7 protein-coding genes are annotated in these 13,075 nt (G+C 62.3%); 1 reads left to right on the top strand and 6 read right to left on the bottom strand.

The window, feature by feature from the left end; translation table 11 throughout:
• Positions 1-4 precede the first annotated feature (4 nt).
• Entirely contained in the window at positions 5-700 is a 696-nt protein-coding gene (locus AACU78_RS22585) for a tetratricopeptide repeat protein (protein WP_106577892.1), read from the top strand.
• A gap of 57 nt (positions 701-757) precedes the next feature.
• Here AACU78_RS22585 and AACU78_RS22580 read toward each other — a convergent pair whose 3' ends face one another.
• The 6 genes from AACU78_RS22580 to AACU78_RS22555 form a co-directional block, all read right to left on the bottom strand.
• On the bottom strand, positions 758-1,504 hold the full coding sequence (locus AACU78_RS22580; RefSeq protein WP_106577891.1) for an SDR family oxidoreductase: 747 nt from the start codon (positions 1,502-1,504) through the stop codon (positions 758-760).
• 54 nt (positions 1,505-1,558) lie between these two features.
• Positions 1,559-3,655, bottom strand: coding sequence for a putative bifunctional diguanylate cyclase/phosphodiesterase (locus AACU78_RS22575; protein WP_106577890.1), 2,097 nt, complete (start codon positions 3,653-3,655; stop codon positions 1,559-1,561).
• A gap of 229 nt (positions 3,656-3,884) precedes the next feature.
• Positions 3,885-5,354, bottom strand: a complete 1,470-nt coding sequence (locus AACU78_RS22570; protein WP_106577889.1) for an efflux transporter outer membrane subunit — start codon at positions 5,352-5,354, stop codon at positions 3,885-3,887.
• Entirely contained in the window at positions 5,351-8,458 is a 3,108-nt protein-coding gene (locus tag AACU78_RS22565) for an efflux RND transporter permease subunit (protein ID WP_106577888.1), read from the bottom strand. Before AACU78_RS22565 ends, AACU78_RS22570 begins: the two co-directional genes overlap by 4 nt.
• A complete protein-coding gene (locus AACU78_RS22560) occupies positions 8,455-11,556 on the bottom strand; it encodes an MdtB/MuxB family multidrug efflux RND transporter permease subunit (protein WP_106577887.1) in 3,102 nt (1,033 codons plus the stop codon). The genes AACU78_RS22565 and AACU78_RS22560 overlap by 4 nt, the downstream gene beginning before the upstream one ends.
• A complete protein-coding gene (locus tag AACU78_RS22555; protein ID WP_106577886.1) occupies positions 11,553-12,857 on the bottom strand; it encodes an MdtA/MuxA family multidrug efflux RND transporter periplasmic adaptor subunit in 1,305 nt (434 codons plus the stop codon). Before AACU78_RS22555 ends, AACU78_RS22560 begins: the two co-directional genes overlap by 4 nt.
• Positions 12,858-13,075 lie beyond the last annotated feature (218 nt).

Raw genomic sequence — 13,075 nt, 5'->3', positions numbered from 1 at the left:
AAGCATGCCTAACGCCTCTATTCGTGGTTTCGCCCTGCTGGCCGTTGCCGCAGTTGTCACCGGTTGCGCGCACCAGCCAACCCCCGCCGAACTCAATTTGCAGCATTGCGTCAACACCAGCAAGGCCATGAGAGCCGAGCAAAATCAGCAGGTGATTCAAGAGTCAGAGCTGTGCCTGACGAAGAACACCCTGCCGCCCAAAATCAAGAGCACCGTGTACCTGTTGCAGTCAGTGGCCTACAAAAACCTCAAGCAGTATCCGCAAGCCATCAGCGCACGCGAAAAATCCATCGCCACCAACCCGCACCCCGAACCGCGCGCCACCCTGGAACTGAGCTATCTGTACCGCCTCAATGGCAACCCGCAAAAAGCCCTCGAACTGGTGCAGTCCAATCTGGATGCCGGCCTGGGTGAGAATGGCAAAGGCGCCGGGTTCAACATGCCGACGTTCTATCATTTGGGCCTGGCGCTCTACGACCTCGGCCAGTACCGCGAAGCCGCCGAAGCCTACAGCGCCGGACTGATCAAGCAGCCTGACTACGCGTGGGCCTACTACCAGCGAGCGCTGGCCTATGACCGGCTGGGCGACAAGGAAAACGCTCGACGCGACTTGAACCAGTTTGCCAAACGCGTCGACCCAAGCTCGGTGGAGGCGCAACACAAGGCCCAGTTGGCGGCGTATCAGATCAAGCTGCCCTGAACGTCACCGTGAGGCGCCCCTTGGGTGCCTCACTCAACAGCCGGGCAACAGCGGTGATCAGCGACCGCCGCCCAGGTCCAGGAAGGTGCCGGTGGTGTACGAGGCCTTGTCCGACAGCAACCAGATAATCGCCTCGGCCACTTCGTCCGGGCGCCCGCCACGGGCCATCGGAATGCCGGATTCAAGTTTGCTGACCCGGTCCGGGTCGCCACTCAGGGCGTGGAAGTCGGTAAAGATATAGCCGGGCCGCACGGCGTTAACGCGGATCCCTTCACCGGCAACTTCTTTCGACAGCCCCAGTGTGAAGGTGTCCAGCGCTCCCTTGGAGGCGGCATAGTCGACGTATTCACCCGGCGAACCCAGGCGCGCCGCCACTGACGACACGTTGACGATACTGCCACCCTGCCCGCCATGCCTTGGCGACATGCGCAGCACCGCATGCTTGGCGCACAGGATCGGCCCGAGCACGTTGGTTTTCATGATCTTGAGGATGCGGAATTCGGACATCTCGTCGACCCGCGACTTATGCCCCACGGTGCCGGCGTTGTTCACCAGCGCGGTGACGCGGCCCAGCTCGGCATCCACGCGACTGAACAGCGCGACCACTTCATCTTCGATGCTGACATCCGCACGCACTGCAATCGCCTGGGCGCCGAGGGCGCGAACCTGTTCGAGCACGCTATGGGCGGCGTTTTCGTCGGACTGATAGTTGATGCAGATGCGGTAACCCTCGCGAGCGGCCAGCAATGCCGTCTCGGCGCCGATGCCGCGGCTGCCCCCAGTGATGATGACGACTTTGTCCATGCGTGCGGTCTCCTGACTCAACCTGATGTTTAGGGTTGGGGCCAAGAATACTCGTCACGCACGGCTTTTGTCAGGCGCTACCGCCTCTTCGGCACGCTGGATGTCGGCCATGAAACCGTCAGCCGGCAAGGGATGCCCCAACAGATAGCCTTGCAGCGAGTTGCACCCCAGGCGGGTGAGGAAACTCTGCTGCACATCGGTCTCCACGCCCTCGGCGACAATTCGCAGCCCCAGGGCCTGACCGAGGGCGACGATGGCCGAAACGATGGCGGCATCGTCGCTGTCGTGTTCCAGGTCGCGGACAAACCCGCGATCGATCTTCAGCTCATTGGCGGGCAGACGCTTGAGGTACATCAGGCTCGAATAGCCGGTGCCGAAGTCATCGATGGACAGGTCAACGCCCATGTCCGACAACTGCTGCAACACCGTCATGCTCGCGTCGGCGTCACTCATGGCAGTCGTTTCGGTAATTTCCAGGGTCAGGCTATTGGCCGGCAACTGGTGACGGTCCAGGGCTGCGGCAACACTCTTGACCAGCCCGGCATGGCAAAACTGCAAGGCCGACAGGTTTACCGCAATGCGCCAGTCTTCATAGCCCTGCGCATACCACAGGCGCATCTGACGACAGGCTTCGTTCAATACCCACTCGCCGATAGGAATAATCAAGCCGGTCTTTTCCGCCAGGTCGATAAACGTCGCAGGCAACAACAGCCCCTGCTGCGGATGCTCCCAGCGCAGCAAGGCTTCGGCGCCGACCGGGATGCCGCTCACCGCATCGAACTTGGGCTGGTAATACAGACAAAATTGCTCGTGCTCGAGGGCGTTGCGCAGGTCCTGCAATAACTGCAACTGCTTGCGCGCGTTGGTGTTCATCGACACATCGAAGAAACTGTAGCCGTTCTTGCCCATGCCCTTGGCGTGGTACATGGCGGCGTCGGCGTTCATCAACAACTCTTGCGGGTTGCTGCCGTTGCCCGGAAACAGCGCGATACCGATGCTGGCGGAGATTTTCAGTTCATGCTCGGCAACCTTGAAGGCACGGTTGATCAGGCCGACCTGACGTTCGGCGAGGCCAACGGCGTCGTCCGGCTGCGTCAATTGCACCAGCAACACAAACTCATCCCCGCCGATACGGGCCAACGTGTCATGGCCGCGCAGGTCTTCGCGCAAGCGCAGGCCCACCTCGCGCAACAACTGGTCACCCATGTGGTGACCAAACGCATCGTTGACCGGTTTGAACCCATCCAGGTCGATAAACATCAGGGCAAAGCAACCGCCCTGCTCCTTCACCGCCTGAATGGCTTGCTGGATACGGTCGGCGAGCAACGTGCGATTGGGCAGGCCGGTGAGCATGTCGTGCAGGGCCAGGTGCGTCAGTTCCTGGTTGGCCAGGGTCAGGGAGTCGGCGAGTACGGCGGTGCGCGCCTCCAGGCGAGCGTCAAGCAACGAAGTCAGCAACGCGATGATCAACACCGCCAGCGTGGTCACCAGCACCAGGTTGTCCAGGCCCTTGCCACTCAGGCCCGTCAGTGCGGCGCCGCAGAAGCTGTTGTCATCAAAGCGCGCGGCAGCCATGCCGGTGTAGTGCATGCCCACGATGGCAATGCCCATCACCACGGCTGCGCCACCGCGTGCCAGACGTACGTAAGGCGTGCTGCGACGCAAGTTGAAGGCGATCCACAGCGCAGCGCCGGACGCGACGACCGCGATCAACAATGAGGCGCCGAACAGGGTCGGGTCGTAGTCGATGCCCGGCGTCATGCGCATCGCGGCCATGCCGGTGTAGTGCATGCTGCTGATGCCCGCGCCCATGATCAGCGCACCGAACGCCAGTTGCCACGCAGGCAGGCGTGGCTGGCTGACCAGCCATAAGGCAAAGCCGCTGGACAGCACGGCGATCAGCAGGGACAGCGCGGTAATGCCCAGGTCAAACCCGAGGGCAAACGGCAGGCGCAAGGCCAACATGCCGATAAAGTGCATGGACCACACGCCTACGCCCATCGCCAATGCGCCGCCCGTCATCCACACATACACGGCGCGGCCCCGGGCGGTCGCAAGACGGCCGGCGAGGTCCAGCGCGGTGTAGGACGCCAGGATCGCGACGAACAGGGAAATCACGACCAGGGAGGGGGAATAGCTACCGATCAGCATGGAATTTCTCAGAACTGACGGGCCTGGAGCGCCCGTGCCAAGTGGCAAAGCGGGCGATTGTAGCGAGAATAATTATGGGCGCGTTGATTAATTATCACGGGGCCACTAGTGGCGTTTTGACGTCAATCTACTGGCTTAACATTGCGATGCTCGGGGGTTGAAGTTGCGTCTGTATCGACGTGGCTTGCCCCCTCCCACCTGCAGATGGCAGCAACGGACAGTTGCTCAATCACTCCTTGAACGCTACCTGCCCATCCCATCCACCGCCCAGCGCCGCTATCAACTGCACACTGGCCACCAACCGGGTCTGCAACAACGTCAGTACGGTCCGCTCATTGCTCAGGGCCGTAGCCTGCACCGTGACGACATCCAGATACGCAATCAACCCGGCCTTGTACTGATTCTGCGTCAACCGCAGCGATTCGCGCGCAGCTTCCAGCGCTTCATTGCTGACGACCGCCTCGTCCTCCAGCACCTTCAACTGCACCATGTAGTTTTCCACCTCGCGAAAACCATCCAGCACCGTCTGGCGATACTTGGCTACCGTCTCGTCATACGAGGCCACGCTGCGATCGACCTCCGCCGAACGCTGCCCACCGTCGAACAACGTCATCGCCAACTTCGGCCCCACCGACCAGAAGCGGTTCGGCAAGCTGATCCAGTCGGCGTAGGTGCTGCTGGAATAGCCGCCCGCCAGACTCAAGGTCAAATCCGGATAATAAGCCGCCTTGGCCACACCGATATTTGCGTTCGCAGCGATCACCGCGCGCTCAGCCGAGGCAATGTCCGGACGGCGCTCCAACAGTTGCGACGGCAGGCTCACGGGAATTTGCGGCAACGCTGGAATATCTTTGCTCACCGCCAGGTTGAAGTTGGCCGGTGCCTCGCCGATCAACACCGCGATGGCGTTTTCCAACTGAGCCCGCTGCCAGATCAAGTCGATCAGGCTGGCCTGGGTGGTCTTGAGCTGAGTTTGCGCCTGAGCGATCGCATCCTTGCCGGACACACCGGCGCGGTATTGGTTTTCGGTCATTTGCAGCGAACGCTGATACGTGTCCAGCGTGGCTTGCAACAACCGCGTCTGTTCATCCATGACACGCAGTTGCAAGTAGTCCTGCACCAGCTCCGATTGCTGGCTCAAGCGCATCGCCGCCAAATCCGCCGAGCTGGCCTCGGCCGTGGCTTCATTGGCTTCCAGACCGCGGCGCAATTTGCCCCACACATCTGCTTCCCAACTCACGCCCAGTTGCGCGTTGAGGGTGTCGCGGATACCGCTGCTGGAACTGCTCAGGCTGGCGTTACTGCTGCCGGTGCCCTGGCTCGCGCGGGTTTTTCCGGCACTCAGGTCCACCGTTGGAAAGAACGCACCGCGCGCGCTGCGCACCTGGGCCTGGGCCTGACGGAAACGTGCTTCGGCCTGGGCCACGGTCTGGTTGGCGTTGTTCAGGCGCGTCACCAGGTCATTCAGCTGGCGGTCGCCGTACAGCTCCCACCAGGCGCCCCGCGCCAGCGAATCGCTGGGCGTGGCCTGGCTCCAGCCCTGGGCTTCTTTGAACTGCACCGGCTCGATGACATCCGGGCGTTTGTAGTCAGGCCCGATGGCGCAAGCGCTGAGCAATGCGCCGCACAGCAGGAGGCTGGCAACGCGCAAACCACGGGGCATGCTCATGGCCAATTGGGTCAAGGTTGAATCGCTCATAGCGCAGTGTCCAAGGCAGCATCGGTACGCACGCCGCGCCAGGCGTTGAAGCGATGGCGCGCGCGGTCAAGATAGAGGTAAACCACCGGGGTGGTGTAAAGGGTCAGGATCTGGCTGAACACCAGGCCGCCGATAATCGTCAGGCCCAGCGGCTGGCGCATTTCCGCGCCATCGCCGGAGCCGAGCAGCAATGGCAAGGCGCCGAGGATGGCGGCCAGCGTGGTCATCAGGATCGGGCGCAGGCGCAACAGGCAGGCACTGCGGATCGATTCCAACGGGCTCATGCCGTCATGGCGCTCCAGCTGCAGGGCCAGGTCGATCATCAGGATCGCGTTCTTCTTCACCACCCCGATCAACAGGAACAAGCCCAGCAGTGAGATCAGGCTGAACTCGCCGCCCAGCAGGTAGATCGAGAGCAACGCGCCGACACCGGCCGACGGCAAGGTCGAGAGGATGGTCAGCGGGTGAATGTAGCTTTCATACAGAATGCCCAACACCAGATAAACCGCCACCAGCGCGCCGAGGATCATGAACGGCTGGCCCTTCTGGGTCGCCGCAAACGCGTCGGCGGTGCCGGCCATCTTGGCGATCACGTCTTCGGGCAAACCGACCTTGGCAATCGCGCGCTCGATGGCAGCGGTGCCCTGCTCCACCGTTACCCCGGGCGACATATCAAACGCGATGTTTTCCGAGGCGAACTGGCCTTCATGGCTGACCCGGTCGTCGGCCAGACTGTTCTCGTAATGGGCAATGGTCGATAACGGCACCCGCGCACCGGTGGAGGTGATCACCTGCATCTGGTTCAGGGTGATCGGGTCCTGGGCGTATTTCGGGTTGACCTCCATCACCACCTGGTACTGGTTGAGGCTGTCGTAGATGGTGGAAATCTGCCGTTGGCTGTAGGCATTGTTCAACACCGCCGTGACCATGCTCATGTCGATGCCCAAGCGCTTGGCCTGGTCACGGTCGACCACCAGCGTTACCTGCGCTGCACCACGGCCTTCACGGGCGTCGATGGCGGTCAGCTCCGGCAGCTCGCGCAACGCGGCGACCACTTTCGGGTACCACAGGCGCAACGCGGCCAGGTCACCACTTTGCAGGATGTAGGAATACTGCGCGCTGGTCTGGTCGCGACTGCCGCCAAATTGCAGGTCCTGGTCGGCCATCAGGAACAAGCGCCCGCCCGGCACCAGCGGTACTTCCTTGCGAATACGCTCGATCACCGCCTGGGCCGAGATCTTGCGCTCGGCGATAGGCTTGAGGCGCACCAGCATCACCGCGTTGTTGGTGCCGTTGTTGCCGCCGATAAAGCCGGCCACGCTGAGCACTGCCGGGTCCTTGAGGACCGCCTTGCGAAAGGTCTCCATCTTCGGCTGCATCACGTTGAACGACAGCCCGTCGTCGCCGCGCACAAAGCCAATCAACTGACCGGTGTCCTGCTGCGGCATAAAGGTTTTCGGCACCACCACGTACAGCGCGATGTTCACGCCCACGGTAAGCAACAGGCTCAGCAGGGTCAGGCGTCGGTGGCGCAGTACCCAGTCCAGGCTGGTGGCATACACCGCCACCATGCGCTCGTTGATCCTGTGGCTCCAGCGCTGCAAACCGCTCATATGCCCCTTGATGTGCGGTTTGAGCCAACGCGCGCAGAGCATCGGGGTCAAGGTCAGCGAGACGATCAGCGAGACGATGATCGCCGCCGACAAGGTGATGGAGAACTCACGGAACAGGTTGGTGACGATACCGCCCATAAACAGGATGGACAGGAACACCGCCACCAGCGACACGTTCATCGACAACAAGGTGAAGCCGACTTCCTGCGCGCCCAGATACGCCGCCTTCATCGGCGGCACGCCGTCGTCGATGTGCCGGGAAATGTTCTCCAGCACCACGATGGCATCGTCCACCACCAGGCCCGTGGCCAGAATCAGCGCCATCAGCGAGAAGTTGTTCAGCGAGAAGCCGAACAGGTACATCACCGCAAAGGTGCCCACCAACGACACCGGCACCGCCAGGGTCGGGATCAATGAAGCACGGAAATTGCCCAGGAACAGGTACACCACCAGCACCACCAGGGCCACGGCAATCAGCAAGGTCATCTCGGCTTCATGCAGGGTCGCGGTGATCACCGGGGAACGGTCCATGGCCAGGTTGAGCTTGACGCTGGACGGCAACACCGCCTGCAACGCCGGCAGCTGGGCCTTGATCTGCCGAACCGTCTCGATGATGTTGGCGCCGGACTGGCGGTTGATCACCAGCAGCACCGCCGAATCATTGTTGAAAAAGCCGCTGTTGTAGCGGTCTTCAACGCCGTCGCTGATTTTTGCCACGTCGCCCAGGCGCAAGGCCGCGCCGTTCTGGTAGCGAATCAGCAGCGGCTCGTAATCCTTGGCTTTTTCCAGTTGGTCGTTGGCCTGGATCTGCCAGTTGCGCTCGCTGTCTTCCAGCGAGCCCTTGGGCCGGCGCTGGTTGGCATTGGCGATGGTGTTGCGCACGTCGTCCAGGGCCACGCCGTACTGGTCGAGGGCCTTGGGCTCCAGCTCGATGCGCACCGCCGGCAGGGAGCTGCCGCCGATCTGCACTTCACCCACACCCGGCACCTGCGACAGGCTTTGCGAAAGAATGGTCGAGGCCAGGTCGTACAACTCGCCCTTTTGCAGCACGCCGGAGGTCAGCGACAGCACCATGATCGGCGCCTGGGACGGGTTGATCTTCTTGTAGGTCGGCATGCTGCGCATACCGCTGGGCAGCAGGTTGCGCGAGGCGTTGATGGCCGCCTGCACTTCGCGCGCCGCGCCGTTGATATCCCGGTCGGAGTCAAAGGCGAGGATTACCCGCGTCGAGCCCTGGCTCGACGAACTGCTCATGGTGGTGATGCCGGCAATCGCGCCGAACGAGCGCTCCAGCGGCGTGGCCACGGTGGACGCCATCACCTCGGGGCTGGCCCCGGGCAAACTGGCCGAGACCACGATCACCGGGAAGTCGATCTGCGGCAACGGCGACACCGGCAGCAAGTTGAAGCTGACGCCGCCGAGCAACATGATCGCCAGGCTCAGCAGCATGGTCGCTACCGGCCGGCGAATGAACGGTCCGGACAGGTTCATGACTCAACCGGCTCCAGGCTTTGCGGCTCTTTGCGCCAGCGGCGGCCAAGGCGGTCGAAGTACAGGTAGATCACCGGCGTGGTGAACAGGGTCAATACCTGGCTCACCAGCAAGCCGCCGACCATCACCAGGCCCAGGGGCTGGCGCAGCTCGGCGCCGGAGCCGGTGGCGAGCATCAACGGCACCGCACCGAACAGGGCGGCCAGGGTGGTCATCAGGATCGGCCTGAAACGCAGCAGCGCCGCCTGGTAGATCGCGGTCTGCGGGTCCAGGCCCTGGTTACGCTCGGCGTCGAGGGCGAAGTCGATCATCATGATCGCGTTCTTTTTCACGATACCGATCAGCAGGATGATGCCGATGATCGCGATCATGCCCAGGTCATTGCCGCTGAGCAGCAATGCCAGCAAGGCCCCCACCGCTGCCGACGGCAAGGTCGAAAGGATGGTGATCGGGTGGATGTAGCTCTCGTAGAGCACGCCCAGCACGATGTACATGGTGACCACCGCCGCCAGGATCAGCAGCAAGGTGCTCGACAGCGACGCTTCGAAGGCCTGGGCCGCGCCCTGGAACTGGGTCTGCACCCCCACTGGCATGCCAATGTCTTTCTGGGTCTGGTTGATCAGCTCCACACCTTTGCCCAGCGCGACGCCGGGGGCCAGGTTGAACGACATCATCACCGCCGGGAACTGGCCGATGTGCGCGATCGCCAACTGCGCCTGGCGCTGCTCCACGTGGGCCAGGCTCGACAGGCGCACCTGGCCGCCGTCGGCGGTCTTCACGTGGATCTGGTTCAGCGCCGCCGGGCCGAGGGTTTCACCGGATTGGGCCTGCAAGACCACCCGGTACTGGCTGGCCTGCGTATAAATGGTGGAAATCTGCCGCTGGCCAAAGGCGTCGTACAGTGCGTCGGTGATGGTCGATACGCTGACGCCCAGGCGCGAAGCGGCGTCGCGGTCGATCACCAGGAACACCTGCAGGCCTTTGTCCTGCAGGTCGCTGGCGACGTCGGTAAGTTCCGGCAACTGGCTGAGGGCGTGTACCAGCTTGTCGCTCCACAGCGCCAGCAGGTCGGCGTCGGGCGACGACATGCTGAATTGGTACTGGGTGCGGCTGACGCGGTCTTCGATCGTCAGGTCCTGCACCGGCTGCATGAACAGGCGAATGCCCACCAGCTTGTCGATTTCCGGCTGCAGCCGTGTGATCACCTGGGCCGCACTCAAGTCGCGCTGGCCGTGCGCCTTGAGGTTGATCAACAGGCGCCCGCTGTTGAGGGTGGCGTTATCGCCATCCACACCAATATAGGACGACAGGCTTTCCACCGCTGGATCAGCCAGGATCACCTTGGCCAGCTCTTGCTGGCGCTGGCTCATCGCGGCAAACGAAATCGACTGCGGCGCTTCGGAAATACCCTGGATGACCCCGGTGTCCTGCACCGGGAAGAAGCCCTTGGGCACCACCAGGTACAGCACCACCGTCAGGCCCAGGGTGGCGATGGCCACCAGCAAGGTCAGCGGCTGGTGCCTGAGCACCCACTGCAACTTGCGCCCGTAGGCTTCGATCAGCCAGTCGATCCAGGCGCCGCTGGCCTTGTAGAAACGGCCCTGTTCTTCTTCCTTGGGTTCGCGCTTGAGCAGCCGCGCGCACATCATCGGCGTCAGCGTCAGCGAGACCACCAGGGAAATCAGGATCGCCACCGCCAGGGTGATCGCGAACTCGCGGAACAGCCGCCCCACCACGTCAGCCATGAACAACAGCGGGATCAACACCGCGATCAGCGACAGGGTCAGGGAAATCAGGGTGAAGCCGATCTGCTTGGCGCCCTTGAGCGCAGCATTGAGCGGCGTCTCGCCCTCCTCGATATAGCGCGAGATGTTCTCCAGCATCACGATGGCATCGTCCACCACAAAACCGGTGGCGATGGTCAGGGCCATCAGCGTGAGGTTGTTGACGGAGAAGCCTGCCAGGTACATCACGCCAAAGGTGCCGATCAGCGACAGCGGCACGGCAATGGACGGAATGATCGTGGCGCTGACACGGCGTAAAAACAGAAACGTCACCATCACCACCAAGGCAATGGCGATCAGCAATTCATGTTGCACATCGGTGACCGAGGCGCGGATGGTCTGGGTACGGTCGGTGAGCACCGTCACGTCCAGGCCGGCCGGCAGGTTGTCGGTGATGCTCGGCAGCAACGCCTTGATACGGTCGACGACCTCAATCACGTTGGCGCCCGGCTGGCGCTGGATATTCAGCAGCACGGCCTGGTTTTCGTTGGCCCAGGCGGCAAGGCGCTCGTTTTCGGCGCCGTCGACGATCTGTGCCACATCCTTGAGGCGCAGGGGTGCGCCATTGTTGTAGGCCAGGATCAATTCGGCGTATTGCTGGGGCGAGACCAACTGGTCGTTGGCGTCCAGCATCGACACCCGCGTCGGGCCGTCGAAGTTGCCTTTAGGCTGGTTGACGTTGGACGCGGCGATCAGCGTGCGCACGTCCGACAGGTTCAAGCCATTGGCGGCCAGGGCCTCGGGGTTGACCTTGATGCGCACGGCCTGGCGTTGGCCGCCGGCGATGCTGACCATGCCGACGCCACTGATCTGGGCAATCTTTTGCGCCATGCGCGTATCCACCAAGTCGTTGAGCTTGGGCAGCAGCATGGTCTTGGAGGTAATCGCCAGGGTCAGCACCGGGGTGTCCGCGGGGTTGACCTTGTTGTACACCGGCGGTGCCGGCAAATCCTTGGGCAGCAGGTTGGTCGCGGCGTTGATCGCGGCCTGCACCTGTTGCTCGGCGACATCCATATTGATGTCGAGGTTGAAACGCAAGGTCAGCACCGACGCACCGCCCGAGCTGGTGGACGCCATTTGGGTCAGGCCGGGCATTTGCCCGAACTGGCGCTCAAGCGGCGCGGTGACCGCGCTGGTCATCACATCGGGGCTGGCGCCGGGGTACAGGGTCATCACCCGGATGGTTGGGTAATCCACCTGGGGCAAGGCCGACACCGGCAGCAAGCGATAGGAAATGATGCCGGCCAGGACAATGGCCAGCATGCTCAGCGTGGTGGCAACCGGGCGAAGGATAAACAGCCGCGACAGGTTCATGAACCGACCTTTTGCGCCTTGCCGGCGTTAGCGCCGGTCTCCCCTTTTGCCGCAGGCTTGCCTTGCAGGTGCTCGGTCGGGGTGGTCGGCACGTCGCTGCTGTCGTTGACCACTTCGATTTCGCTGCCATCCTTCAAGCGGTCGGTGCCTTCCATCACCACACGGTCGCCGGCCGCCAGGCCTTCCTTGATCACGGTGTTGTCGCCATCGGTATCGCCGACCACCAGTGGCTGGACCTTGACCTTCCTGTCGCCGTCGAGCTTGTAGACGAAGGTGCCGTTGTTGCCAAACTGAATCGCGGCAGACGGCGCCAGCACCACGTTGTGCAGGGTGTCGGCGAGCAGGTGCACGTTGACGAACTGGTTGGGGAACAGCGCCTGGTCCTTGTTATCGAAACGGCCCTTGAATTTCAGGGTACCGGTGGTCACGTCGATCTGGTTGTCCAGGCTTTGCAGCACACCCACGGCCTGTTTTTTGGCGTCGCCACGGTCCCAGGCCTCCACCGGCAGCTTGTTGCCGGCGTGGTAACGGGCAAGGACGGTGTCCAGGGTGTTTTCCGGCAGGGTGAAGACCACACTGATCGGCTGCGTCTGGGTGATCACCGCCAGGAAGGTCGTGTCGTTGGCCGCCACCAGGTTGCCCACGTCGACCTGGCGCAAGCCCACACGGCCACCGATAGGCGCGCGGATCTTGGTGAATTCGAGGTTGAGCTTGGCGTCGTCCACTGCGCCCTGGTTGGTCTTGACCGTGCCCTGATATTGCAGGACCAGCGCTTCGGCGGTGTCCAGGGTCTGCTTGGCGATACTGTCCTGGGCATACAGGTCGCGGTAACGCTGGACATCAACCTGGGCGTTTTTCAACTGCGCCTGGTTCTGCAACAGCGTGCCCTGGGCCTGCAGCAAGGCATTCTGGTAGCTGCGCGGGTCGATTTCCGCCAGCAGGTCGCCAGCCTTGACCATCTGCCCTTCTTCAAAGGCAATCTTCACCAGCTCACCGCCCACCCGGCTGCGTACGTTAATGGTATTGAGCGCGGTGACCGTGCCCAATGCCTTGTAGTACACCGGGAACTCACCCAGCACCGCCGGCGCCACGCGCACGGGAATCGGGCCGGTGGAACCCCCGAAGCCCGGGCGCATCATCCCCGACTTGCTGGCATGCCCGGCCGGTTTTTTCTCGCCGGCATCCTTGTGGCTGCCGGGCCAGAACTTCCAGCACAGGACGGCGATAACCAGCAGCACGAGCAGGCCGAACAGCCAGCGGCGGGAGTTGCGGGGGGAGGATTGCATGGAGTGATCAACCATTGGGCGCGAGAGCTTCTACTTTGGGAGGCTGAAAGATAAGCACTGAGGCGCATTAAGAAAAGCGCCTTTACCGGCTATTTACCTTGGATTACAACTTTTAACTTCTGGCCTTAGTTTATGGGCTATTTAGCTAAGCCGCTGACTCTAAATGAAAACGGCCTGGACTAGGCCAGGCCGCAATCATCTATCAAGCGTGTTACTGCGAAAAGACAGTAATG

Origin of the sequence: Pseudomonas sp. R9.37, assembly GCF_963878885.1 — a bacterium.
In the GTDB taxonomy this organism is placed as follows: domain Bacteria; phylum Pseudomonadota; class Gammaproteobacteria; order Pseudomonadales; family Pseudomonadaceae; genus Aquipseudomonas.
This window is presented reverse-complemented; position numbering and strand designations above follow the sequence as displayed.

What these genes read in the sequence shown, in the direction of transcription:
- AACU78_RS22555 (WP_106577886.1), bottom strand. Translation starts at nt 12,857, where the DNA reads ATGGTTGATCACTCCATGCAATCCTCCCCCCGCAACTCCCGCCGCTGG.
- AACU78_RS22560 (WP_106577887.1), bottom strand. Translation starts at nt 11,556, where the DNA reads ATGAACCTGTCGCGGCTGTTTATCCTTCGCCCGGTTGCCACCACGCTG.
- AACU78_RS22580 (WP_106577891.1), bottom strand. Translation starts at nt 1,504, where the DNA reads ATGGACAAAGTCGTCATCATCACTGGGGGCAGCCGCGGCATCGGCGCC.
- AACU78_RS22570 (WP_106577889.1), bottom strand. Translation starts at nt 5,354, where the DNA reads ATGAGCGATTCAACCTTGACCCAATTGGCCATGAGCATGCCCCGTGGT.
- AACU78_RS22575 (WP_106577890.1), bottom strand. Translation starts at nt 3,655, where the DNA reads ATGCTGATCGGTAGCTATTCCCCCTCCCTGGTCGTGATTTCCCTGTTC.
- AACU78_RS22585 (WP_106577892.1), top strand. Translation starts at nt 5, where the DNA reads ATGCCTAACGCCTCTATTCGTGGTTTCGCCCTGCTGGCCGTTGCCGCA.
- AACU78_RS22565 (WP_106577888.1), bottom strand. Translation starts at nt 8,458, where the DNA reads ATGAACCTGTCCGGACCGTTCATTCGCCGGCCGGTAGCGACCATGCTG.